This window comes from Nocardioides agri (genome assembly GCF_013778305.1).
Lineage (GTDB): Bacteria > Actinomycetota > Actinomycetes > Propionibacteriales > Nocardioidaceae > Nocardioides > Nocardioides agri.
Window position 1 is genome coordinate 3,527,984 of sequence record NZ_JACEIC010000002.1, and the last position, 23,590, is coordinate 3,551,573.

The 23,590-nt window shown below is 72.5% G+C and carries 20 protein-coding genes; 12 read left to right on the top strand and 8 right to left on the bottom strand.

Annotation, left to right across the window (positions count from 1 at the left end; all coding sequences use genetic code 11):
• The first annotated feature begins 2 nt into the window (after window positions 1-2).
• Window positions 3-1,184 (top strand): winged helix-turn-helix domain-containing protein, encoded by a 1,182-nt coding sequence (locus tag HZF07_RS21760; protein WP_157344436.1) that lies wholly within the window; start codon window positions 3-5, stop codon window positions 1,182-1,184.
• Here HZF07_RS21760 and HZF07_RS24635 read toward each other — a convergent pair.
• Window positions 1,138-2,247, bottom strand: a complete 1,110-nt coding sequence (locus tag HZF07_RS24635; protein WP_157344438.1) for a glycosyltransferase — start codon at window positions 2,245-2,247, stop codon at window positions 1,138-1,140. The genes HZF07_RS21760 and HZF07_RS24635 overlap by 47 nt on opposite strands.
• On the bottom strand, window positions 2,244-2,819 hold the full coding sequence (locus tag HZF07_RS21770; RefSeq protein WP_157344440.1) for a TetR/AcrR family transcriptional regulator: 576 nt from the start codon (window positions 2,817-2,819) through the stop codon (window positions 2,244-2,246). The genes HZF07_RS24635 and HZF07_RS21770 overlap by 4 nt, the downstream gene beginning before the upstream one ends.
• A gap of 185 nt (window positions 2,820-3,004) precedes the next feature.
• Here HZF07_RS21770 and secA point away from each other — a divergent pair, with 185 nt between their 5' ends.
• The gene (secA, locus tag HZF07_RS21775) at window positions 3,005-5,806 is read left to right on the top strand and encodes a preprotein translocase subunit SecA (RefSeq protein ID WP_181645490.1); all 2,802 of its coding nucleotides are present in this window, start codon (window positions 3,005-3,007) and stop codon (window positions 5,804-5,806) included.
• Between the two features lie 11 nt (window positions 5,807-5,817).
• On the opposite strand, the gene HZF07_RS21780 is transcribed toward secA, so the two are convergent.
• Both HZF07_RS21780 and HZF07_RS21785 read right to left on the bottom strand, forming a co-directional pair.
• On the bottom strand, window positions 5,818-6,324 hold the full coding sequence (locus tag HZF07_RS21780) for an Rv3235 family protein (RefSeq protein ID WP_157344441.1): 507 nt from the start codon (window positions 6,322-6,324) through the stop codon (window positions 5,818-5,820).
• A gap of 20 nt (window positions 6,325-6,344) precedes the next feature.
• Window positions 6,345-6,932, bottom strand: coding sequence for a LysM peptidoglycan-binding domain-containing protein (locus HZF07_RS21785; RefSeq protein ID WP_157344443.1), 588 nt, complete (start codon window positions 6,930-6,932; stop codon window positions 6,345-6,347).
• Between the two features lie 103 nt (window positions 6,933-7,035).
• Here HZF07_RS21785 and HZF07_RS21790 point away from each other — a divergent pair, with 103 nt between their 5' ends.
• Window positions 7,036-7,569 carry a hypothetical protein gene (locus tag HZF07_RS21790; RefSeq protein WP_157344445.1) on the top strand — a complete coding sequence of 178 codons (534 nt, stop codon included), beginning with the start codon at window positions 7,036-7,038 and terminating at the stop codon, window positions 7,567-7,569.
• A 22-nt stretch (window positions 7,570-7,591) separates the two neighbouring features.
• Here HZF07_RS21790 and HZF07_RS21795 read toward each other — a convergent pair whose 3' ends face one another.
• The 4 genes from HZF07_RS21795 to HZF07_RS21810 are packed head-to-tail and all read right to left on the bottom strand — an operon-like array spanning window position 7,592 to window position 10,888.
• Window positions 7,592-7,921, bottom strand: coding sequence for a sec-independent translocase (locus HZF07_RS21795; protein ID WP_181645491.1), 330 nt, complete (start codon window positions 7,919-7,921; stop codon window positions 7,592-7,594).
• 17 nt (window positions 7,922-7,938) lie between these two features.
• On the bottom strand, window positions 7,939-9,102 hold the full coding sequence (locus HZF07_RS21800) for an Mrp/NBP35 family ATP-binding protein (RefSeq protein ID WP_157344447.1): 1,164 nt from the start codon (window positions 9,100-9,102) through the stop codon (window positions 7,939-7,941).
• 23 nt (window positions 9,103-9,125) lie between these two features.
• Entirely contained in the window at window positions 9,126-9,647 is a 522-nt protein-coding gene (locus tag HZF07_RS21805) for a DUF1003 domain-containing protein (RefSeq protein ID WP_157344449.1), read from the bottom strand.
• Entirely contained in the window at window positions 9,644-10,888 is a 1,245-nt protein-coding gene (locus HZF07_RS21810; RefSeq protein ID WP_181645492.1) for a magnesium transporter MgtE N-terminal domain-containing protein, read from the bottom strand. Before HZF07_RS21810 ends, HZF07_RS21805 begins: the two co-directional genes overlap by 4 nt.
• Before the next feature lie 143 nt (window positions 10,889-11,031).
• On the opposite strand from HZF07_RS21810, the gene HZF07_RS21815 reads away from it, so the two are divergent.
• From HZF07_RS21815 to HZF07_RS21855, 9 genes are all read left to right on the top strand, one after another.
• Window positions 11,032-12,159 carry an endonuclease/exonuclease/phosphatase family protein gene (locus HZF07_RS21815; RefSeq protein ID WP_157344451.1) on the top strand — a complete coding sequence of 376 codons (1,128 nt, stop codon included), beginning with the start codon at window positions 11,032-11,034 and terminating at the stop codon, window positions 12,157-12,159.
• A gap of 38 nt (window positions 12,160-12,197) precedes the next feature.
• A complete protein-coding gene (locus HZF07_RS21820; protein ID WP_157344453.1) occupies window positions 12,198-12,632 on the top strand; it encodes a hypothetical protein in 435 nt (144 codons plus the stop codon).
• A 208-nt stretch (window positions 12,633-12,840) separates the two neighbouring features.
• Entirely contained in the window at window positions 12,841-14,199 is a 1,359-nt protein-coding gene (locus HZF07_RS21825) for a phospholipase D-like domain-containing protein (protein ID WP_157344455.1), read from the top strand.
• Window positions 14,196-17,186 (top strand): cutinase family protein, encoded by a 2,991-nt coding sequence (locus HZF07_RS21830; RefSeq protein ID WP_157344457.1) that lies wholly within the window; start codon window positions 14,196-14,198, stop codon window positions 17,184-17,186. Before HZF07_RS21825 ends, HZF07_RS21830 begins: the two co-directional genes overlap by 4 nt.
• Before the next feature lie 63 nt (window positions 17,187-17,249).
• Window positions 17,250-18,800 carry a methyltransferase domain-containing protein gene (locus tag HZF07_RS21835; protein ID WP_157344459.1) on the top strand — a complete coding sequence of 517 codons (1,551 nt, stop codon included), beginning with the start codon at window positions 17,250-17,252 and terminating at the stop codon, window positions 18,798-18,800.
• Window positions 18,797-20,098, top strand: a complete 1,302-nt coding sequence (locus tag HZF07_RS21840; protein ID WP_157344461.1) for a DUF6752 domain-containing protein — start codon at window positions 18,797-18,799, stop codon at window positions 20,096-20,098. The genes HZF07_RS21835 and HZF07_RS21840 overlap by 4 nt, the downstream gene beginning before the upstream one ends.
• On the top strand, window positions 20,095-20,301 hold the full coding sequence (locus tag HZF07_RS21845; protein WP_157344463.1) for a hypothetical protein: 207 nt from the start codon (window positions 20,095-20,097) through the stop codon (window positions 20,299-20,301). The genes HZF07_RS21840 and HZF07_RS21845 overlap by 4 nt, the downstream gene beginning before the upstream one ends.
• Window positions 20,298-21,311: a glycosyltransferase family 2 protein gene (locus HZF07_RS21850; RefSeq protein WP_181645493.1), complete on the top strand. Its 1,014-nt coding sequence runs from the start codon at window positions 20,298-20,300 to the stop codon at window positions 21,309-21,311. Before HZF07_RS21845 ends, HZF07_RS21850 begins: the two co-directional genes overlap by 4 nt.
• The gene (locus HZF07_RS21855; protein ID WP_157344465.1) at window positions 21,308-23,545 is read left to right on the top strand and encodes a hypothetical protein; all 2,238 of its coding nucleotides are present in this window, start codon (window positions 21,308-21,310) and stop codon (window positions 23,543-23,545) included. The genes HZF07_RS21850 and HZF07_RS21855 overlap by 4 nt, the downstream gene beginning before the upstream one ends.
• Window positions 23,546-23,590 lie beyond the last annotated feature (45 nt).

The window sequence follows — 23,590 nt, forward strand, 5'->3', positions numbered from 1 at the left end:
CCATGGAGTCGATGAGCGTCGCGCAGGCGCGCCGCGTCGCGCTGGCCGCCCAGGGCTTCCTCGACAAGCCGCACGCGGCGCCGACGATGCGCACCCTGCAGCGCACGGTCGAGCGCACCGGCGTCCTGCAGGTCGACTCGGTCAACGTGCTCCAGCGCGCGCACTACATGCCGCTCTACTCGCGGATGGGCCCCTACGACCCCGACCTGCTGCGCCGGGCGTCCGAGGAGCGGCCGCGTCGGCTGGTCGAGTACTGGGCGCACGTGCAGGCGCTGATGCCGGTCGACCTCTGGCCGGTGATGCAGCACCGCATGGCCGAGTTCCGCGCCCAGCGCGGGAAGTGGGGCTTCGTCGTCGGCGACGACGGTCTCGAGCAGAGCCTGCTGGCCGAGATCGCCGACCGGGGCGCGTCGACCGCCCGCGACCTCGACGACGGGCTGCCGCGCGAGAAGGGCAACTGGGGCTGGAACTGGTCCGAGACCCGCAAGATGCTCGACTACCTCTACACGGCGGGTGTCGTGGCGATCGCCGGCCGCAACAGCCAGTTCGAGATCCGCTACGACCTCCCCGAGCGCGTCATCCCGGCCGACGTGCTCGCGCAGCCGACGCCGGCGATCGACGAGGCCAACCGCGAGCTCGTGCGCCGCGCCGCGCGCTCCCACGGCGTCGCGACCGTGCAGGACCTGCGCGACTACTACCGGATGGGCGCGGCGGAGGCGGCGACCGCGGTCGCCGAGCTGGTCGAGGAGGGCGAGCTGGTGCCGGTGGACGTCCGCGGGTGGCGCCGGGCGGCGTACCTCCACCGCGACGCGCGGCTGCCGCGCCGGGTGCACGCCCGGGCGCTCCTGAGCCCGTTCGACCCGGTCGTGTGGGAGCGGGCGCGCACCGAGGCGCTCTTCGACTTCCACTACCGCATCGAGATCTACGTGCCGGCGGCGAAGCGCGTGCACGGCTACTACGTGCTGCCCTTCCTCCTCGGCGACCGGATCGTGGCCCGGGTGGACCTCAAGGCCGACCGCAAGCAGGGCCGCCTCGTCGTCAAGGGCGCCTACGCCGAGCCGGACGCGCCCGCCGAGACAGCGGAGGAGCTCTCTGCCGAGTTGCGCCGGCTCCGGGACTGGCTCCAGCTCGACACGGTCACGGTCGAGCCGCGGGGCGACCTGGCTCCGCTGCTCCGTTGCTGAGCGCCTCCAGCGCGGTCGCGCCGTCAGCGACAGCGTCGGTCGCCCGGATCGCCGTGCCGAGCCGGGCCGCCGCGGTCGCGTAGCCCGGCACCTCCAGCAGCGTCCGCAGGGCCTCGTGGAGCTCGCCGGTGCTGGCGCGACGCGAGACCGTCCGGCCGGCCCCGGAGGCCTCGATGCTCCGGCCGACGACCTCGTGGTCGGCCTTGCCGTCCAGCGGCACCACCAGCAGAGGCAGGTCGTGGGCGAGCCCGGCCATCGTCGAGCCGTGGCCGCCGTGGGTGACCAGCACCGACGCTCCCGGCAGGCTGTCGCGGTGCGCCAGCCAGCGGTGCACCTCCACGCCCCGCCGGGTGCGCAGGGTCGCGGGGTCGATGGTCGGCCCGGCCGACACCAGCACCCTGGCCGGCAGGCCCTCGCTGGCGTCGACGAGCCGCTGGAGCACGCCGGTCATGCCCGGGTAGCCGAACGTGCTGAGCCCGATGACGATCGTCGGCTCGCTCGCCACCCGGGGCGACCAGGCCGCGACCGGTCCGACCTGGCTCAGGTTGGTGGCGGCCGGCGCGGGGTCCAGCTCGGGGAGCGTCATCAGCAGTCGCAGCGCGGCGCCGTCCAGCGCCTGCTGGGGGCCGAGGCGGCGCAGTCGCAGGTTGAGGCCCATCGGCCCGCGGAGGATGCCCGCCCGGTACGCCGCGGCGTACATGTGCTCGAGCACGGCGTACCGCACCCCGGCCCGGCGCGCGGCGTCCATCGCGCCGAACATGAACGAGTCGACGACGACGAGATCGGCCGGCTCGACGGCGAGGGCGTCGAGGAGGTCGCGGCCCATCCCGGTGTCGGCGAAGACGCCGAGCATCCGCAGCGGCGTGTAGTCGCGGGCGGAGTCGAAGCGGCGGGCGTGCCGGGGCCGCACGAAGGCGAACCCGTCGGACGTCAGCGCCTCCTCCTGGGAGGCGTGGCCGAGGAACCGGACGGTGTGGCCGCGGCGCACCAGCTCGTGCGCGAGCGCGGTGGCGGGCGGGACGTTGCCGCCGCCGTCCCAGGTGACGAAGAGGATGGTGCTCACAGGAGTGCCTCCACGAGGGTGCGGACCCGGTGCTCCGTGGCGGCCAGGCTCAGCCCGCGGTCGCGGCGCAGCAGCTTCCAGGTGTAGACGTCGGTCGCCACCGCCAGCAGGTCGACGAGCTCCTCGCGCGCCGGGCCGGGGGAGGGCAGCAGCGGCTCGAAGACCGCCACGACCCAGGATCGGTGGAAGGCCCGGCCCGCGTCGGTGACCTCCTTGGTCGCGGCGTCGGCGTGCTCCTGCGCGAGCATGGAGAGCACGGTGTCGCCCCGCCGCTCGTAGTGCTGGAGCACGGTGCGGACCGCCGCGTCCGGGTCGCCGACCGGCGTACGCCGCTCCTCCCCGACGGTGGCCAGCGCGTGCTGCCGAGCGGCGTCGATGAGCCCGGCCCGGCTGCCGAAGTGCCGCAGCAGGGTCTGCACGCTGACCCCCGCCTCGGCCGCGATGTCGTCGAGGGAGATCTGCGAGACCAGGCGGGTCTCGGCCAGCGTGACGGCCGCGTCGAGCAGGCGCTCGCGGGTGCGCCCCACAGCCTCGGCGCGGGCGGTCATCGTGTAGCGGCGCGTTGATTTCATGACAATGACCATTGACGCCAAAAGTGCGATTGATGTCAATGGCCATTCACGCGAATACTTGGACCGGCGCGGATGGGACCACACCGCTACGGCGTCTGGGTGGCGCTGGGTAGAGTGGCGCCGCTCGCTCTTTGTGCGCGAGCCCGCGACATCCCGTCGGCAACACCTGAGGAAGTTGGATCCACGTGCCCGCGATTCTCGACAAGATCCTCCGCATCGGCGAAGGCAAGATCCTGCGCCAGCTCGAGGCCGTGGCCTCCGCGGTGAACGCCATCGAGGACGACTTCGTCGCGATGAGCGACGACGAGCTGCGGGGCATGACCGACGAGCTCAAGAAGCGGCTGGTCGACGGTGAGTCGCTCGACGACCTGATGCCCGAGGCGTTCGCCACCGTGCGTGAGGCGTCCCGCCGGGTCCTGGGCATGCGCCCCTTCGACGTCCAGATGATGGGTGGCGCGGCCCTGCACCTCGGCAACATCGCGGAGATGAAGACCGGTGAGGGCAAGACGCTGGTCGCCGTCGCGCCGGCCTACCTCAACGCGCTCACCGGCCGCGGGGTGCACGTCGTCACGGTCAACGACTACCTGGCGAAGTACCAGTCGCAGCAGATGGGTCGCGTCCACAACTTCCTCGGCCTCACGGTCGGCGTGATCCTGCCCGAGATGCGGCCCGACGAGCGGCGCGCGGCGTACAACTGCGACATCACCTACGGCACCAACAACGAGCTCGGCTTCGACTACCTGCGCGACAACATGGCCGGGTCCATCGAGGACTGCGTCCAGCGCGACCACCACTTCGCGATCGTCGACGAGGTCGACTCCATCCTCATCGACGAGGCGCGCACGCCGCTGATCATCAGCGGTCCCACGCAGGACGAGGTGGAGTGGTACGCCGAGTTCGCCAAGATCGTCCGCAAGCTCGACAAGGACGTCGACTACGAGGTCGACGAGAAGAAGCGCACGATCTCGGTGCTCGAGCCGGGCATCACCAAGGTCGAGGACCACCTCGGCATCGACAACCTCTACGACTCGGTCAACACGCCGCTGATCTCGTTCATGAACAACGCGATCAAGGCCAAGGAGCTCTTCCGCAACGACAAGGAGTACGTCGTCATGGACGGCGAGGTGCTCATCGTCGACGAGCACACCGGTCGCATGCTCGCCGGGCGCCGCTACAACGACGGTCTGCACCAGGCGATCGAGGCCAAGGAGGGCGTGCAGGTCCGCGAGGAGTTCCAGACCCTCGCCACGATCACGCTCCAGAACTTCTTCCGCCTCTACGAGAAGCTCTCCGGCATGACCGGCACCGCCATGACCGAGGCGTCGGAGTTCGACAAGATCTACGGCCTCGGCGTGGTGCCGATCCCGACCAACAAGCCGATGATCCGCCTCGACCAGGCCGACCTCGTCTACCGGACGGAGGAGGCCAAGTACGACGCGGTCGTCGACGACATCGCCGCCCGGCACGAGAAGGGCCAGCCGGTGCTGGTCGGCACCGTGTCGGTCGAGAAGTCCGAGCACCTCGCGGTCAAGCTGCGCAAGCGCGGCATCCCGCACTCGGTGCTCAACGCCAAGGTGCACGCCGACGAGGCGAAGATCGTCGCCCTCGCCGGCCACCGAGGCGCCGTCACCGTCGCGACCAACATGGCGGGTCGAGGCACCGACATCATGCTCGGCGGCTCGGTGGAGTTCCTCGCCGACGAGGAGCTGCGCAAGCAGGGGCTCGAGCCGATCGGCGAGACCGCCGAGCAGTACGACGAGGCGTGGCCCGCGATGGTCGAGCGGATCAAGCAGCAGGTCGCGACCGAGCACGACGAGGTCCGCGACCTCGGCGGCCTCTACGTCGTCGGCACCGAGCGCCACGAGTCGCGGCGCATCGACAACCAGCTGCGCGGTCGCTCCGGCCGTCAGGGCGACCCGGGCGAGTCCCGGTTCTACCTGTCGCTCCAGGACGAGCTGATGCGGCTCTTCAAGTCCGACTGGGTCGACCGGGTGCTCCAGGTGCTCAAGATCCCGGACGACGTCCCGATCGAGAACAAGCGGGTCACCAGCGCGATCGCCAACGCGCAGGGGCAGGTCGAGTCGCAGAACTTCGAGTCGCGCAAGAACGTGCTCAAGTACGACGACGTCATGGACCGCCAGCGCAAGGTGATCTACGCCGAGCGCCGTGCGGTGCTCGAGGGTCAGGACCTGCAGGACCAGATCCGCACGTTCCTCGACGACACCATCACCGGCTACGTCAACGGCGCGACGCAGGGGTACGCCGAGGAGTGGGACCTCGACGCGCTGTGGACCGCGCTGCGCCAGATCTACCCGATCTCGCTCGACCGCGAGGCCCTGGTCGCCGAGGCCGGTGGCGTCGACCACCTGGAGCGTGAGCAGCTCGTCGAGGCGCTCAAGGCCGACGCCAACGCGGCGTACGACCGGCGCGAGGAGCAGATCGGCGAGGAGGTCATGCGCGAGCTCGAGCGTCGGGTCGTGCTCTCCGTGCTCGACCGCAAGTGGCGCGAGCACCTCTACGAGATGGACTACCTCCGCGAGGGCATCTACCTGCGTGCCTACTCCCAGCGCGACCCGCTGGTCGAGTACCAGCGCGAGGGCTTCGACATGTTCGGCGCGATGATGGACGGCATCAAGGAGGAGTCGGTCGGCTTCCTGTTCAACCTCGACGTGCAGATCGAGGTCGAGGAGGAGGACGAGGTCGAGGAGGCCGAGGTCGAGGAGCCGATGCGTCGCACGCTGCGCTCCGAGGAGCAGCCGCACATCCGCGCCAAGGGCCTGGAGGCACCGGCGAAGCCGCAGCAGCTCGCCTACTCCGCCCCCGACGAGACGGGCGAGGCCGCCGCGGTCCGCACCGAGACCGTCGAGGACGACGAGTTCGCCAAGGTCGGCCGCAACGACAAGTGCCCCTGCGGGTCGGGCAAGAAGTACAAGCAGTGCCACGGCCGCCCCGGCGGCCCGACGGGACTGACGGCCCGCATCTCGTGACAGGCGCTTGATCAGGCGAACTCGAGCGCGGTGCAGCACCAGTGCCGACCGCGACGGTCGGCGCGCTGCTCGAATCGGGCTGCGATCGCCCGGGACCGTGGCCCGTAGCGCACGTGCACGCTGACCTCGACCGTGTCGGCGGACAGGAAGCATGCGTGCACGGCCTGCACCCGCGGCCGCACCGGCTGGACCCGGCCGTGCCCGGGCTCGTGCTTGCCGGCGCGCGCGACGAGCAGGGCGCGCCGCTCGAGGTCGTCGTAGACCTCTCGGGAGCTCCAGCGCAGCAGCTGGGTGACGGGCCGGTCGCCGCCCACGATCTCGACAGCGGCTTGGGCGTACGTGCGGCTCCAGTCCTCGATCCCGCGCCGCAGCCGGCGGTCTATCGGCACCACCTCCGCGACCGGGCCACGGTGCGGGACCGGCGCGAGCGTAGGCACCGACCGGCGGGGCTCGAGGTCGAGCGCGAGCGTGCCCTGCACGGTGGCGACCGGGACGGGCGGGCGGAGCGGGAGAGCCATGGCGAGTACCTCCGAGAGTCTCAGCGCGGCGGCAGGGCCAGGCGCTGGGCGGGCTGGACCAGGTCCGGGTCCGGACCGATCACCGTGCGGTTGAGGGCGTAGATGCGCGGCCACCGCTCGGCGACTCGGGCGTCGCTGGCGCCCGCCGGCAGGGAGTCGGCGGCGATCGACCACAGGGAGTCGCCGGGCAGGACGACGACGTGGTCGGCGGTGGCCGCGCGGTCGGGGACGGGCAGCCTGCTGCCGTCGTGCTGCGGCGCGGCGGGGCCGGCCTGGGCGGCGGCCGCGAGGGAGCCGGAGAGCGCGACCCCGCAGGCGGCCAGCACGAGCCGGCGCACCGGGGCCGGGAGCCCGCACCGGGGAGGAGCGTGCTCGCCGCGCCCCCCATGCGCGGCGAGAACGAGTCGCAGGGTCCCGAGCCAGAGCCAGCCGGCCGCGAGCAGCGCCACCCCGGCCCCGCCGCGGGTCAGCGCACCGTCGAGGTCATGGGCCGGGGCGGTCAGCACCGGCAGCAGCCAGCACAGCAGGGCGCTCAGCGCGGCGGTGGTCGCGGTCGCGACGGCGGCGCAGCGCGCCGGGGCGGGGTGGTCGAGTGGGTGAGCAACCATGGCCGAGATCCAATGCTTGCGTTTGCGTTTGTTTGCCTCAGAAAACGCCTTCTTGCTCACGAAGTCAACGTTTCGTCCACAGGGCCCGGGGCAGGGTGCGGGCATGGCGTGGGACGACGACCTCTTCGAGGTCCTCGACGACCTCGAGCAGCAGGCTGAGGCCGCCTACGACGCCGAGCGCGGCGCGGAGGTCGCGGACCGGAGCCGGTCGGCCTACCAGGAGGTCACGCTCGCGAGCCGGCTGATGGCGTCGGTCGGCGAGCTGGTCGGCATGGACGTCCGCGGCGTCGGCGCGGTCGCCGGCACCCTGGAGCGCGTCGGCACCGGATGGTGCCTGCTGGCCGGGCCGGCGGGGGAGTGGGTGCTGCCGTTCGCGGCGGTCACGGCGGTGCGCGGCGCGTCGGCGCGATCGCTCCCCGAGGCCGCCTGGTCACCCGTCGCCCGCCTCGGCCTGGGCGCGGCGCTGCGCCGGGTCGCGGACGGCGGCGCGGAGTGCGTGGTCCACCTCGACGACGGCCGGCGCGTCGAGGGCACCGTGCAGCGGGTCGGCGCCGACTTCGTCGAGGTCCGGACCCTCGCGGGTGAGCCGGTCCTGGTGCCCTACGCCGCGCTGGCGGCGGTGCAGAGCCGGCCCTAGACCAGACCGTGGATCAGATCGGTCAGGTCGCGTCGGCGTCGTACGGCGGGACCTCGCCCTCGTCGAGCGGGCGCAGCCCGCGCCGCGCGGGGACCGGCTCGTCCTCCTCGTCGAGCGCCTCGGCGATGTGCCGGCGGACGATCTCGCGGGGGTCGAGGTCGCGCAGCTCGAGGTCGGCGTACTCGGGGCCGAGCTCTGCCCGCAGCTCGTCGCGGGCGTTGTTGGCCATCCGGCGGACCTGCCGCGCGATCTGGCCGGCCTGGCGGGCCAGGTCGGGGATCCGGTCGGGACCGAAGACGAGGATGGCGACCACGACGATCACCGAGATCTCCATCAAGCCCACACCGAACACGAGGCGAACCTACTGGATCAGAACTTGTTGGACGGCGTGAGGCCCAGCTGCATGCCGGCGAGTCCGCGGCCGCGGCCGGCGAGCCGGGTCGCGATCGCGCTGAGCGCGACGGCCGCCGGGGCGGTCGGGTCCGCCTCCACGATCGGCTTCCCGGCGTCCCCGCCCTCACGCAGCGAGACGTCGAGGGGGATCTGGGCGAGCACCGGCACGTCGTACCCGAAGCGGGCCGACAGGGTCTCGGCGACCCGGGCGCCACCGCCGGACCCGAAGATCTCGAGGCGGTGCTCGGTGCCGGTCTCGGCGCAGTGCGGGCAGGGGAGGAAGCTCATGTTCTCGACGACGCCCACCACGCGCTGGTGCATCATCGACGCCATCGTGCCGGCGCGCTCCGCGACCTCGGCCGCGGCCTCCTGCGGGGTCGTGACGACGACGACCTCGGCACCCGGCAGGTGCTGGCCGAGCGAGATCGCGATGTCGCCGGTGCCCGGGGGAAGGTCGAGCAGCAGCGCGTCGAGGTCGCCCCAGTAGACGTCGGCGAGCATCTGGACCAGCGCCCGGTCGAGCATCGGACCGCGCCAGGCGACGACCTGGTCGCGGCGCGGCTTGAGCATGCCGATCGAGATCACCGAGACGCCGCTGGGCGTCGGCACCGGCATGATCAGGTCGTCGACCTGGGTCGGCCGCTGGTCGGCGACGCCGAGCATCGCCGGGACCGAGTGGCCGTAGATGTCGGCGTCGACGACGCCGACCTTGAGGCCCTGCTGCGCGAGCGCGATCGCGAGGTTGACGGTGACCGAGGACTTGCCGACCCCGCCCTTGCCGCTGGCGATCGCGTAGACCTTGGTCAGCGAGCCGGGCTGGGCGAACGGGATCTCCCGCTGCGCCCTGCCGTCGCTCAGGATCTCCTTGAGGCCGGCGCGCTGCTCGGCGGACATCACGCCCAGCGTGAGGTCGACGTCGGTCACCCCGGGCACCGTGCGGACCGCGGCGTTGACGTCGCGGTCGATCGTGTCCTTGAGCGGGCAGCCGGCGACGGTCAGCAGCACGGTCAGCCGGACCGCGCCCGACTCGTCGACCTCGACGGAGTCGACCATCCCGAGATCGGTGATCGGCCGCTTGATCTCCGGGTCGTTGACGGTGGCGAGGGCGGATCGGACCTGGTCGAGGAGCGGCGTAGACATGGTCCCCCGAGTCTACGGGGGGCTCAGCCGCCAGCCGCCTCCGCGTCGTCCTCACGGGCGTGACCCTGCGCACGCTCGAGCTCGGCGAGCAGCAGCCGCAGCTCGGAGCGCAGGAAGTCGCGGGTCGCGACCTCGCCGACGGCCATCCGCAGCGACGCGACCTCGCGGGCCAGGAACTCCATGTCCGCGTGGGCGCGGGCGTTGGCCTGCCGGTCCTGCTCGGCGATGACCTTGTCGCGCTGCTCCTGCCGGTTCTGCGCGAGCAGGATGAGCGGGGCGGCGTACGACGCCTGCAGGCTGAGCACCAGCGTCAGGAAGATGAAGGGGTAGTCGTCGAACCGCCAGTCGACCGGCGCCGTCGTGTTCCAGAGCACCCAGAACACGACGACGGCCGTCATCCAGATGAGGAACCGCGCGGTGCCCATGTAGCGCGCGAACTGCTCGGCGAAGGAGCCGAAGGCGTCGGAGTTGTACGACGGGCGGCGGACGAGCGGCTTGCGGCCGACGTCCTGGGGCGTGTCGAGGCGCGGGGTCCGGTCGCTCATTTCGAGACCGCCCGGTCGCGCCAGCCCTCGGGCAGCATGTGGTCGAGCAGGTCGTCGACGGTCACCGCGCCGAGCAGGTGCCCGTTCTCGTCCACGACCGGGGCGGCGACCAGGTTGTAGGTCGCCAGGTGCGCGGCCACCTCGTCGATGCTGGCCTCGGGCCGCAGCGACTCCATCGAGTCGTCGAGGGCGCCCGCGACCAGGGTGGAGGGGGGCTCGCGCAGCAGTCGCTGGATGTGTGCGACGCCGAGGAACTTGCCGGTCGGCGTCTCCAGCGGCTGGCGGCACACGTAGACCAGGGCCGCGAGCGAGGGCGTGAGCTCCGGGTTGCGGACGTGCGCGAGGGCGTCGGCGATGGTCGCGTCGGGGCCGAGGATCACCGGCTCGGGCGTCATCATCGCGCCCGCGGTGTTCTCGACGTACGACATCAGCCGGCGCACGTCCTCGGCCTCCTCCGGCTCCATCAGCCCGAGCAGGGTGGCGGCGGTCTCCGGCGGCAGGTCGGCGATCAGGTCGGCGGCGTCGTCGGGCGACATCTCCTCGAGGACGTCGGCGGCGCGCTCGGAGTCCATGTGCTCGAGGATGTCGACCTGGTCCTCCTCGGGCAGCTCCTCGAGGACGTCGGCGAGCCGCTCGTCGTCGAGCGCCGCGACGACGGCCCGGCGGCGCTCGTGGGGCAGGTCGTGCAGCATGTTCGCCGCGTCCGCGGGCCGCATCTCGTTGAGCGCCGCGATCAGGTGCGTCGCGCCCTGCTGGTCCTCACGACCGGTCAGTCCCTGGACCGCGCGCCACTCCACCACGTGGGTCTGGCCGCGGCGTCGCAGTCCCTTGGCCGCCTCCTGCATGGCGACCCGGGAGATCACCCAGTCGCGGTTGCGTGCCTGCTCCATGGCGACGTCGTAGACGGTGCCGGTGACGTCGCTGCCCGAGATCGTGACCGTACGGTCGAACATCTCGCCGATCACCAGCGTCTCGGTGGGCCGCTTCTCGAAGCGGCGCATGTTGAGCAGGCCGGTCGTGTAGACCTGCCCGCTGTCGATGTTGGTCACCCGGGTCATCGGTACGAAGATCCGGCGGCGGCCGAAGACCTCTGCCACGAGGCCGAGCACGCGCGGCTGGTGCACCTCCGAGCGGACTGCCACCACGAGGTCGCGCACCTTGCCCACCTGGTCGCCCTGCGGGTCGAAGATCGGCAGACCGACGAGGCGGGCGGCGTAGACGCGGACGGGGGTGGTGCTCACGACCACGAACGCTACCGGCCGGACCCCCGGCGATGCGGGAGCCGGTGAGCGACTTCGCTACAGTGAACCCCTCAAGTCTTCCGGGTGACCTGCCGATCCTGGAGGCAGATGACACCTTCGGGGATGCGGGAGGATCGCGCTCGATGTCGAAGCACGCGGCCGCCCGCCGCCGACGCCGCGAGCGCGTCGACGCGCTGGGCGCCACGGTCGGTGCAGTCGTCACCCTCGGCCTGGTGATCGCGGTCCTGGCCGGCGTGCGCGCCGCTGACGGCGACGCCGTCGACCTCGCCGTCGAGGACGCGTCCAACGCCGTGGTCGACCCGGCGCACGCGAGTCCCGCCGCTGCCTCCTCCTCCAGTCCCGCGACGACCGAGCCCGACTCCTCGGCGACGCCGCAGGAGGTCGTCCCGGCGCAGACCATCAAGCTGGACAAGGCGAAGATCAAGCGGCAGCGCATCCGCGCCGAGCGCAAGATCGTCCAGCGCCAGGTGCGCCGGGCGGCGCAGCCGGGGATCGACGAGTCCCTGCCGCGGACCTCGGCGTTCCGCATCGGCACCCTCAACATCCTGGGCAGCCAGCACACGAGGGGACAGGGCGGCTACGGTCCCGGCCCCCAGCGTGCCGGCATCACCGCCAGGCTGGTCACCTCGCGGGGCATCGACGTCGTCGGTCTCCAGGAGGTCCAGGACGACCAGATCGGGGCGCTGCAGGGCGGCATGCCGGGCTACGGCATGTGGCCGGTCCAGGCGCTCGGCAACAACGGCCAGCGGCTCCAGGTGATGTGGCGCGAGTCCAAGTTCGAGCTCGTCGACACGGGGTCGGTCTCCTACGTGTTCGACAGCCAGACCATCCCGCTGCCGTGGGTGCGGCTGCGCGACCGCGAGCACGGCGGCGAGTTCTACGTCATCACGACGCACAACTCCGCGAAGCAGCTCGAGGGCCAGCGCGACGCCGCGACGACGACCGAGATCGCGCTCATCAACCAGCTGAAGTCGACCGGGCTGCCCGTCTTCATCACCGGTGACATGAACGAGCACGAGGAGTTCTTCTGCCGGGTCGCGGTCGAGGCGCAGATGGTCGCTGCCAACGGCGGCAGCGGCGTCGGCGGCTGCCAGCTGCCTCCGCAACCGCGCCGCGTCGACTGGATCATGGGCACCTCGGACGTCGGCTTCTCGGGCTACGTCCAGGACGGTGCCTCCCTCGCGGCGGCCAGCGACCACTTCCTGCTCTACGCCGACGTGGGGCTCGACAACCGCGGCATCCTCCGCTAGCGCCGCTGCGCCGCGCGGCCATGGGCTAGCGTGGGCACATGGGTGCTCTGGTGCGCGCGTTCGGGTTGATCGCCGCCGGCACGCTCTGCGTGGGACTGACCGCGGGATGCGGCGACGACGACGGGAGCGGCGCCCCGGCCGCGACCGACAGCACCAGCTCTGCCGCCACCGAGTCCGAGACGCCGGAGCCGAGCCCCTCTGTCGAGAAGCCGAGCGAGACGCCGGTCCCCGCCTCGTGGCCGGCGTGCGGCGAGACCTGGGTCGCCGGGGCCGACCTGCCCAAGCCGTACGAGGGCTGCGCCAAGGGGGGCACCGCCGTCCCGGCGGACGCGCAGCACTGCTCGATGGGCGCGGTGCTGGTGACCTACGGCGACCGGTTCTGGGCGGTCCCGGGCCACGTGATCTCGGAGGCGGACGGTCCGCTGCAGAAGGATCCGGACTTCCGGCAGGCCCGCGCCACCTGCACGGCCTAGACCACACGAGTCACATCCGTCCCACTGTTCCCGGGCGCGCCGATTCGGATCGGCTGTAGCCGTTAGTTACAGTGTCGGGCGCGGGGACTGCGCGAACGTGCGGGCGGCAAGCCCTCGTGTCGAGCGGCCGCTCGACACGAGTCCGCGCTGCTCGAGCGACACGGTGCACCACTGACCTCGGGCTGACGAGTCGTAGGGGGATTCAGAGTTGCGCCACCAAGGTCCACGCAAGATCGCCATCGTCCTCGTCCCGTTCCTGGTGGCGGGCATGCTGGTCGTGCTCGGCGGGTCGTCGGCCACGTCGGCGAAGCCCAAGCACCCGAAGCCGCCGAAGTACACCCCGGCCGCCGGGGCGACCTTCAACAACCCCTACGGCGGCACGGCCGCGCGCCGCGCGATCATCCGCAAGCTGGTGAAGACGATCGACAGCGTCCCGCGTGGCGAGGAGATCCGGATCGCCTCGTGGAACGTGCGCAGCCCCAACATCGCGACCTCGCTGCTGCGGGCCAAGAAGCGCCGCGTCTCGGTCCAGATCGTCATGGACCGCTCCAACTGGCGTGAGGACAACCCCAACCCCGACGCCGCCCGGCTCTACCGCGAGCTCAAGAAGGGCAACGGGCACCGCAAGCTCGAGCGCCGCAGCTGGCTGCGGCAGTGCCGCGGCGCGTGCCGCGGGCCGCACGGCATCGCGCACACCAAGTTCTTCCTCTTCTCCAAGGCCGGCGAGGCCGAGAACGTCGTGATCTACGGGTCCAACAACGCCACCGAGCTGGCGGCCGACATCCAGTGGAACGACGTCTACACCCGCATCAACCACCCCGACGAGTACGCCGAGTTCCTGTCGGTGTTCAACGAGATGGTCGTCGACCACAAGCCGGCGGGCGGCGGCTACCGCCTCTGGGCCCACGGCCCGTTCACCTCGGTCTTCTACCCGTACGCCGGGCAGGCCGCCCCCAAGACCGACCCGGTGATGGACGTGCTCGACAAGATCCGGTGCAAGGGTGCCACCGGTCGCGGCAGCCACGGCCGCACGAAGATGCGGATCGCCCAGACCGCGATGTACGGCGACCGCGGCATCGCGATCGCCCACCGGCTCGCGCAGATGCACCGCCGCGGGTGCGACATCCGGATCGTCTACGCGATGTTCGGCAACGAGGTGCTCCGCATCCTGCGCCACGAGGCCGGTCGCGGGGGGATCCCGCTGACCCACCTCGCCTGGGACCGTAACGAAGACGGCATCTACGACCGCTATGTACACATGAAGACTCTCGCGGTCCGCGGCGTCTACGACGGCGACACCGACGCGACGCTCACGATCAACGGCTCGGCCAACTGGACGCCCGTCTCGCTCGCCAGCGACGAGGTGATCGGCGTGCTGACCCAGCCGAAGCCCAACCGCACCTACATGAAGTGGATCGACTTCCTCTTCACCCACCGCCCCACGTCCTGGGGCCGGGAGAGGATCGGCGTCGCCAGCGGCGTCGACGACGCCGTCGAGGGTGGAATGGAGCGACGCGTCGGCAGCACTGCCCCTGACCCCTACGCACTGATCAAGAAGGAACTGTGACTCTCGGGACTCGTCACCACCTCCGGAAGGCCGGGGCCGCATCACTGCTGGTCCTGGCGCTGACCGCGTCGCTGCTCGCAGCGACCTCCTCCTCGGTCGAGGCGGGAGACGAGGTGGGAGCCACGAGTCCCACGGCGCGCCGTTCGTCGTGCGCCGACGTGCTGCTCGTCGGCGTGGACGGCAACGGCCAGGGACCCAAGCGCGGCAAGACCTTCGGGCCGGCCGTGGGTCGGTTCGCCGGCACCTACGCGCGCCAGCTCGGCCGGGGCCGCTCGGTCCAGGAGAAGCGCCTGGCGGTCCGTACGCCGAAGCTCGCCACGCTGACCGCCCGCCACCTGTCTGGGAAGCCCGCCGCCGACTCGATCCGCAAGGCGTCGCTGCGCCGCTGGCTGGCCCCGGTCCCGCAGGCCCGGAAGGCGGTCATCGCGACGCTCGACGCCGCGGCGACGTCGTGCCCCGAGCAGCAGTTCGTCCTCGTGGGCTACGCCCAGGGCGCCCGGGCGGTGCACGGCGCGCTCGGCACGCTGCGCGAGCGCCCCTACGGCGGTCGGATCGTCGCCGGCGTCCTGATCTCCGACCCCGGCCACCGCAAGGGGATCGAAGTCCGTCTCGGACGCAAGGTCGACGCCCCACCGGCGCCCAGCGACACGTTCGGCGTCTGGAACATCTGCACCACCGGCGACCTGGTGTGTGCCCCCGGCCGCACCGCGTTCCGCCCGGCGGTGGCCACCGCCCAGCGCTACCACCGCAGCACGCCGACGGTCACCAAGGTCCGCGCGGCCGTCCTCGACCGGGCCCGCCGGTGGCCGGCGCCGAAGCCGGCGATCACCGTGCGCGCCGCCCTGGTCGACGCGCCGATCCAGATCGCCCTGCAGGCCGACGCCACGGCGTCCACCCGGCCCGGCGCCCAGTGGACGGCGACGAGCGCGCTGCCGCCCGGCGTCACGCTGTCGCCCACCGGCGTGCTGAGCGGCGCGGTGTCGACGCGCGGCCAGTGGGCGATCACCTACACCGTCGCCGGCACGGCGCCGGCGACCACCCCCCACTCGGGCCAGGTGGTCCTCACCGTCTCCGACGGCGCCACCTCGGTGAGCTCCGGTGGCCAGGTCACCTGTGCGACCGACGGCGGCGGCGGGGCGACCTGCTGGGGCGCCAACCAGTTCGGCCAGCTCGGCAACGGCACGACCGCGGGGAGCGCCGCTCCCGTCGCGGTCGCCGGCACCGGGTGGCAGAGCATCAGCACCAGCGGTGGCTCGACCTGCGGCATCAAGGTCGACGGCACGCTGTGGTGCTGGGGCCTCAACAACTTCGCCCAGCTCGGCATCGACAAGACCGCACCGCAGAAGAAGCCGCGCCAGGTCTCGCCCGGGACCGCGTGGAGCAAGGTCAGCACGAGCTGGTTCAACACGTGCGCGATCACGACCGGCGGCGACCTCTACTGCTGGGGCCAGAACCTCCGGGGCGCCGTCGGCACCGGCGGCACCTCGAGGCTGGTCGCGCGGCCGGTCCTGGTCGGTCCGGCGGGCGCCGGCTGGCTCGACGTCAGCACGGGTGGCTGGCACACCTGTGCAGTGCGTGGCGACGGCACGATGTGGTGCTGGGGGCAGAACACCTTCGGGCAGGTCGGCAACGCCACCGCCGGCGTGCAGACCGCGCCGGTGCAGGTCGGTCCGGCGACCAACTGGCGCCAGGTCTCCACGTCGTGGGGCCACAGCTGCGGCGTCACCGGCGCCGGTGAGATGGCCTGCTGGGGCATCAACAAGGACGGCCAGATCGGCACCGGCACCCTCGACGACGCCTGGTCGCCGCAGCCCGTCGGGGCCGGCCAGGTGTGGACCTCCGTCTCCGCGGGCGACGCCAGCACCTGCGCGCTCAACAGCGGCGCGCAGACGTGGTGCTGGGGCGGCAACCGCTACGGCCAGCTCGGCACCGGGACCAACGTCGGGAGCGCTGTGCCGGTGCTCGCGAGCGCGCTTCCGGCCCTCACCTCGCTCACCTCGGGCTGGATGCACGCCTGCGGCCTGGCCGGCCCGGTGCCGATGTGCTGGGGCAGCAACGAGGCCGGCCAGCTGGGCGCCTCGGGCACCCCGCCGACGGCCCGGTCCGCCGCTGTCTCCTCCGCCGATGCGGCGCGTGCGCATGACGTCGTACGCCGCGGCGCGGTGGCGCTGCGCCTCTCGCCGGCCGCCCAGGTGGAGAGCGAGATCGGCGACCGTCCGGCGGTGTCGGCGACGGCCCGCCGCAAGGCGAAGAAGTCCTTCACCGCGAAGGTCATGACGTTCAACCTGCTCGGCAGCCAGCACACCGCGCCCACGGGCGACCGCCCGGACTGGGCTCCGGGGCGGATCCGCTCGGAGTGGGCGTCCTCGCTCATCACCTCGCGCGACGGCTCGCTGGTCGGGCTGCAGGAGATCCAGCCGGACCAGGTGACCTCCCTCAACGCCGCCACCGAGGGCCGGTACACGTTCTTCCCGGGCACGAGCATGGGCTACGCCGGCGCACCGCAGTCGATCATGTGGCGCACCGCGGACTGGACTCCGGTCTGGACCGACACGGTGACGATCCCGTTCATGCGCAACCAGCCGCGGCCCCAGCCGGTCGTGCGGCTGCGCAACAACGCGAGCGGCCAGGAGCTCTACTTCATCAACGCGCACTTCTCGCCGGGGTCCATGGAGTCCGACCGGCGCCGGGCGACCGCGATCATCATCAGGACGATCCGCAAGCTCCAGAAGGACGGCCTGCCGATCCTGCTGACCGGTGACCTCAACGACAACCACCGGGTGTTCTGCCAGGTCACCGGCAAGACCAAGCTCCGGGCTGCCCTCGGTGGCAGCAACAACGGGTCGTGCAAGCCACCGGCCGGGCGTCGGGTCGACTGGATCTTCGGCTCGGTCGGCGCGTTCGGCCAGATCGCGATCAGCCAGGGCTCCCAGGTCCGGCGGACGACCGACCACAGCGTTCACGACGTGCCGTTCTCGGTGCAGTAGAGTGCGCGCGTCCAGAAGTCGACGCCGAGGGATGTAGTGGGGCGAGGAACCAAGCGGTCAGCGGTGCACGTCGACGACACCGGCATCCGCCTCGCTCCCGGATTCAGCGGATCGGGGGACGTCCTCTTCGACGGTCGTCGCGTGTGGTCGTTCTCGGTCGACCGCGCGTCCTCCGAGGCGCCCACGGTCGCGTGGCCGAAGCGGATGAAGCGGCTGCTCGACGGGCGGGTCGAGGTGCGGATCGTCGCGGGTGCGAAGGAGATCTACGCCGGCGAGCACCAGTTCGGCACCAGCACCGAGCGGCTGCGCCTCGTCGACCCCCAGGGCACCCCGATCATCGTCGACAAGTGGGGGCTCTTCCAGCGCCCGTTCGAGGCCCGCGACCCCTCCGTGGTCCACGCGATGACCGACCGGGCGGCCGAGATCCTGCGGGTGATGCGCGAGGACTGCGGCGTGGAGGGCTGGATCGCGTTCGGCACCCTGCTGGGCGCGGCCCGCAGCGGGCGGGCGATCGGCCACGACTCCGACATCGACCTGTGCTTCCTCAGCACGGCGAGCACGCCGGCCGCCATGTCCGCGGACCTGTGGCGGATCGCCCGCGCGCTGCGGCGCGCCGGCATGCGGGTGACCCACGCCAGCGCCAGCTTCATCACGGTCCGCTTCCGCGGACCGGACGGTGCGGCAGCGGGCATCGACATCTACATCACGTTCTTCCTCGACGGCCTCTTCTACGAGACCGCCACCGTGCGGGCGCCGGTGCCGCGCGAGGCGCTGCTGCCGCTGCGCGAGATCGAGTTCGAGGGCCGGATGCTGCCCGCCCCGGCCGACCCGGCGAAGCTGCTGGAGGTCTCCTACGGGCCGAACTGGAAGGTGCCGGACCCGTCGTTCCAGCACCAGCCCGGTCCCGAGGTCGTCGACCGGTTCCACGGCTGGTTCGGGTCGCTCATGCACGGGCGGCGCGACTGGCGGCACTTCAACGCCACCGCGGCTACGTCCGACGCGGCGCCGTCCGACTTCGCCGAGTGGGTCTGCGGCCAGATCACGCCGGACACCGCCGTGATCGAGGTCGGGCCCGGCGGCGGCGCCGACCTGCGGCGGTACGCCGCGGACGGCCGCCAGGTCCTCGGTCTCGACTACGCGCTGCCCGCGGCGCTCGTGCGGGCCGCAGAGCGGATGCCCAGCGCCCGCGTGGACCCGCTGAACCTCTACGACCGGCGCGACGTGCTGGTCCGGGGCGCCCGCATGTCGCGGCGGCTCGGCGACCGCGTCCTCGTCGCGCACCGGGTGCTCGAGACGCTCGAGCCCGACGGGCTCGAGGCGTTCTGGCTGCTCGCCAGCATGGGCCTGCGCCGCGGCGGGCGCGCCTACGTCGGCGGCGTGACCCGGCACCGCGCGGCGGGGCACGAGTGGTCGCAGCGGCACGGCGCCGGCAGGGTCTACCCGTTCTCGCCGGCCGCCGCCGAGGAGCAGGTGCGCGCCGCGGGCGGCCGGGTCGTCGAGCGGTCCGGCTTCGAGGCGGCCGAGCGGGCCCGCCGCGGCGGACCCCCCGCCGAGTGGAGAATGGTCGTCGAGTGGCCCGAGCGCGGGTCCGCTGCCGGAGAGGAGAGGGCATGACCGAGCGGGTCTACCTCCACGTCGGCACGCCCAAGTCCGGCACGACCTACCTCCAGCGCGTCCTGGACCACAACCGGGAGGCGCTGGCCGCCGCCGGGGTGCTGGTCGTGGGCGAGCAGCACGTCGACCGGGTGCACGCCGCCCTCGCGGTGCGCGAGGACCCGCGCGTGCGCACCCTCAGCCCCCGCCAGGCGCGCAGCTGGGAGCGCCTGGTCGCGCAGATCCGGGCGTGGCAGGGACCCGCCGCGGTGCTCAGCTACGAGCTGTTCTCCGCGGCGACGCGGGAGCAGGCCGAGCGGGCGCTCGCGGACCTCGCCGGCCTCGACGTCCACGTCGTCATCACCGCGCGCGACTTCGGCAAGATGGTGCCGTCGGCCTGGCAGGAGCGGCTGAAGTTCGGGCTGACCACGCCGCTGCCGCAGTGGCGCCCGGCCCGGGAGAGCGCCGGACCCCGCCGGGAGTGGGGCTGGCGCACCATGGACCCGGCCAGCGTCGCCGAGCGGTGGGGGGCGAGCCTGCCGGCCGACCACGTGCACGTCGTCACCGTCCCGCGCACGCGCCGGGACCCCGACGAGCTCTGGCACCGCTTCGCCGCCGCCTGCGACCTGACCGCGACAACGACCAACCTGGATCTGGGGGTGGGCCTCGTGAACGAGTCCCTCGGAGTGACGGCCGCCGAGCTGCTGCGCCGCGTCAACGAGCGGATCGGCCCGCCGATCGAGGGCAGCCGCGAGCAGGCCAAGTGGCTGCGCGACACCCTCGCCCACCGGGTGCTCGCCCCGCTCGACTCCGAGCCGATCCGGATCACCGACCGCCAGCTCAAGGACGCCGAGCGGCAGGCCGGCGCCTCGGTCGAGCGCGTCGGCGCCGCGGGGTACGACGTACGCGGCGACCTCGGTGACCTCGAGCCCAGCGAGGGCACCGGCCGCTCGCCCGAGGACGTCACCGACAGCGAGCTCCTCGACGTCGCGCTGGACACGATCGCGCAGCTGCTCCTGCTCGTGCGCGAGCGGTCGCAGAGCGCCGCGCCCGCGGAGCCGGGCGCGGAGGGTGGCCGGCTGCGCCGGGCGGCGAAGACCGCTGCGCAGCGCACTAGCGCGCCCTACCTCCGCCACCGCGCCGAGGCCAACGAGAAGCGCATCGCCGAGCTCGAGAAGCAGGTCGCGGCGGACCGTGCCCTGCACCTGCGCGTCGCCGCGCTGCAGGACGTCGTGACCGAGCTGCTGCTGCCGATCGGCGACCGCGACCCGGAGGTCACGATCCGCGCCCTGCGGCGCTACCACCAGGAGTCGGTGTGAGTCGTCCGGCCGACCTGCTGCGGCGGGCGGCCCACGGCACCGGCCTGGCCGACGCGATCCGCCAGCGCCAGGCCGTCGAGTCGCTGGCCGTCGCCGTCGACGAGGGCGCCCGCCTCGCCGTCCTGCTCGAGGCCCAGGTCGCCGAGATCGAGCAGAGCCTGGTGCCGCTGCTCGAGTCCGACCACCGGGCGAGGCAGCAGTGAGGGGGCCGGGTGACCACGCCGTCGCGCTCTCGGTGGTCGTGCCCTGCTACAACGAGGAGGAGTCCCTCCCGCAGCTGGTGAAGGTCCTCGGCGAGGTGCTGCCGGGCGTGGCGGAGTCGTTCGAGGTGATCCTCGTCGACGACGGCAGCCGCGACCGGACCCTCGAGATGCTCCGCGAGGTGCACGCTGCAGACGCGCGGTTCCGCTACCTCGCCCTGAGCCGCAACTTCGGCAAGGAGTCGGCGATGCTCGCCGGGCTCAGCCAGGCGCGCGGCGCGGCGGTGGCGATCATGGACGGCGACCTCCAGCACCCGCCGCAGCTGCTCGCCGAGATGGTCCCGCTGCTCGACCAGGGCTACCAGCAGGTCGTCGCGCGCCGGACCCGCGACCAGGACCCGGCGGTGCGCACGTTCCTCTCGCGCCTCTACTACCGGATGATCAACCGGCTCATCGACGTGCAGCTCGAGGACGGGGTCGGCGACTTCCGGGTGCTCAGCAGCGAGGCCGTCCGCGCCCTGCTGTCGCTGGGGGAGACCAACCGCTTCTCCAAGGGCCTCTTCGCCTGGATCGGCTTCCCCACCGCGGTCGTCGACTACGAGAACGTCTCCCGCGAGGCGGGCACCACCAAGTGGCGGCTGCGCGACCTCTTCAACTACGGCCTCGACGGGGTCATCTCGTTCAACTACCGCCCGCTCCGGCTGTCGATCTGGTTCGGCCTGGTCGTGATGGCGGTGGCGATCGGGTACGCCGCGTGGGTGCTGGTCGACGCGATCGTGCACGGCAACAGCGCCCCCGGCTACGTCACGATCATCTGCGCCGTCACCGGGTTCGGTGGCGTCCAGCTCATCCTGCTGGGCGTCATCGGCGAGTACCTCGGCCGCATCTACGCGGAGACGAAGCGGCGGCCGCTCTTCCTGCTCCGCGAGAGCAGCGAGGGGCCCCGACACACCCCGATCACGGTCGACCTCGGACCGGACCACGACGCCCACCTCCACGAGCAGGATCGATGACGACGACCGAGACACCCGGGCGGGACCGCGCCCGGTGGCTGTGGCCGCTGGTGGTGTGCGTGGTGACCGCGGCGTACGCGAGCATCCCCTACCTCGCCCACCCCTACTTCTTCCAGCGCGGCGACACCGCCGCCCAGTTCGCGCCCACCTGGTTCCACCTCGGGGAGATGGTGCGCTCCGGACAGTGGCCGCCGTGGCTCGACCCCGACGCCTGGGCGGGCGGCAACTACGCCGCCGAGGCCCTCTACGGCATCTACAACCCGATCAACCTGCTGGTCTGGCTGGGGATGTCGTCCACCTCGGACCTGATGCTCGCGACGTTCGTCGTCAAGGCCGTCGTGCTCGTGCTGCTCGCGCTGGGCACCTACCTGCTCGCGCGCGAGTACGGCGCGGCGCGCTGGGCCGCGGCCGTCGTCGCGACGGCCCTGCCGTTCAGCGGCTTCACGCTCTACTGGGACGCCGGCTCGTGGCCCTCCGGGCTGATGGCCTTCGCCTACGCGACCTGGCTGTGGTGGGTGCTGCGCCGCTGCCTGCGCGGCGTCACCAACCCGTTCTGGGCGTTCCTCGTGGGCGTCCTGGTGGTCACGCAGGGCAACCCCTACGGCGCGCTCGCCGTCGTCGTCATCGGGTTCGCGCTCGTCGTCGAGGGCCTCGCCGCGCGCAACCGGGCGGGCGTCGTGCGCCTGGTGCTGACCGGCCTGTGCATCGCCGCGTTCCTGCCGCTGGTCTACCTCCCGCTGGTGGGCACGGCCGACCTCGCGGTGCGCTCGCAGGGCGCGCTGATCGAGAACAGCGGCAAGCTCCGCCCGGCGCTCGGCGACCTCTTCGGCCTGAGCTCGCCGACGTACGTGCCCGGGATCCGCGCGATCACCGGCCCGATGACCGTCCCCGCGACGTACCTGTCCTGGCTCGTCCTCCCGTTGCTGCCCTGGCTGCGGTACGGCGTCCTCCGGGACCGGGCGCGCGAGCTCAGCGGCGTCGGCGTCGTCACCGTCGTCTACCTGGCGCTCACCCTCGGCCCCTCGAAGCTGTGGCTCTTCCGCTGGCCGCTGCGCCTGGTCGAGTACGCCTGGCTCGGCGTCGCGGTGGCCCTCGCGGTCCTGCTCACCCAGGGGCTGCACCGCTCGCACGCCCGCGCCCGCGCGCTCGGGTCCCTGGCCATCGTCCTCGGCACCGGTTACCTCGCCTGGTCGGAGCACCCCGCGGCCGTGCGCCAGGTGGCGGCGGGCGTCGTCCTGGTCCTGGTGCTGGTGACCGCCGTCGTGCTGTGCCAGCGGTTCTGGGAGAGGACCACCGCCGCCCTGGCTGCGCTCTGCATCATCGGCACCGGCCTGGTGCTCAGCCTGCAGGTCTACGCCTTCGGCGAGAACGCCTCCTCGCGCTACTGGCACCTGCCGCACGACGTCGCCGGGATCCAGGAGCGGTTCGGCGACCGCGACGGCAGGGTGATGCAGTTCGCGGATCTCAAGCCGCTGCAGACCAAGCACCCGCGCGAGCTGGTGCGCGCCTGGGACTCCTTCCTGCCCGGCAGCATGTACCAGGTCGCGGACGTCGACGCGGTCAACGCCTACACCGGCATGGGCATGCGGGTCTTCAACAAGCACTTCTGCATGGAGTACGACGGACTGACCCAGCCGTGCGGCTACCGCAACCTGTGGCGGGTCTCGCCGATCGCGGGCGTCCCCGTCGCGGACCTGATGAAGATCGACACGGTCGTCGTGCAGCCGGAGATGACCGTCGGCGTGGACACCCCCGAAGGGTGGAGCGTCGCCGAGCAGACCGACGCGGTCGTCGTGCTCACCCGCGACGAGCCGCTGCCGTGGCCCGACTCCCGGCTGAGCTGGGCGGCCGAGGGGATCGAGGTCGGGGCCGCCGAGACGGTCGCGCCGCTCCACGAGCAGGTCGAGATCGCGGACTCCGGCGACGGCGGCCAGATGATCTTCGCGGCCCTCGGCTGGCCCGGCTGGCGCGCCGAGATCGACGGCAAGGAGGTCCCGGTCTCCCGCACCAAGATCGGCATGCTCATGGTCGACGTGCCGGGGGACACCTCCGGCACGCTCGACGTCACCTTCCGGCCCCCCGGCCTGGTCGCCGGCGTCGCCGCGGCGGGGCTCGGCCTGCTCGGGGCGGTCGCCCTGGGCCTGGTCGACTGGCGCAGCCGTCGCCGGCGGCGCTGGGCGGACGGCGACGAGGGTGCGATTCCTCACGTGGCCGCTGGCGGCCCGGCCGAGTAGGTTACCCGGCAGTACCGCCAGTGCTGTCAGCAGACGAGGAGACGC

Bases quoted from the DNA above. Each gene is read 5' to 3' on its own strand.
- HZF07_RS21760 (WP_157344436.1), top strand. From the start codon at position 3: ATGGAGTCGATGAGCGTCGCGCAGGCGCGCCGCGTCGCGCTGGCCGCC.
- HZF07_RS21770 (WP_157344440.1), bottom strand. From the start codon at position 2,819: ATGAAATCAACGCGCCGCTACACGATGACCGCCCGCGCCGAGGCTGTG.
- HZF07_RS21780 (WP_157344441.1), bottom strand. From the start codon at position 6,324: ATGGCTCTCCCGCTCCGCCCGCCCGTCCCGGTCGCCACCGTGCAGGGC.
- HZF07_RS21785 (WP_157344443.1), bottom strand. From the start codon at position 6,932: ATGGTTGCTCACCCACTCGACCACCCCGCCCCGGCGCGCTGCGCCGCC.
- HZF07_RS21790 (WP_157344445.1), top strand. From the start codon at position 7,036: ATGGCGTGGGACGACGACCTCTTCGAGGTCCTCGACGACCTCGAGCAG.
- HZF07_RS21800 (WP_157344447.1), bottom strand. From the start codon at position 9,102: ATGTCTACGCCGCTCCTCGACCAGGTCCGATCCGCCCTCGCCACCGTC.
- HZF07_RS21805 (WP_157344449.1), bottom strand. From the start codon at position 9,647: ATGAGCGACCGGACCCCGCGCCTCGACACGCCCCAGGACGTCGGCCGC.
- HZF07_RS21815 (WP_157344451.1), top strand. From the start codon at position 11,032: ATGTCGAAGCACGCGGCCGCCCGCCGCCGACGCCGCGAGCGCGTCGAC.
- HZF07_RS21820 (WP_157344453.1), top strand. From the start codon at position 12,198: ATGGGTGCTCTGGTGCGCGCGTTCGGGTTGATCGCCGCCGGCACGCTC.
- HZF07_RS21840 (WP_157344461.1), top strand. From the start codon at position 18,797: ATGACCGAGCGGGTCTACCTCCACGTCGGCACGCCCAAGTCCGGCACG.
- HZF07_RS21855 (WP_157344465.1), top strand. From the start codon at position 21,308: ATGACGACGACCGAGACACCCGGGCGGGACCGCGCCCGGTGGCTGTGG.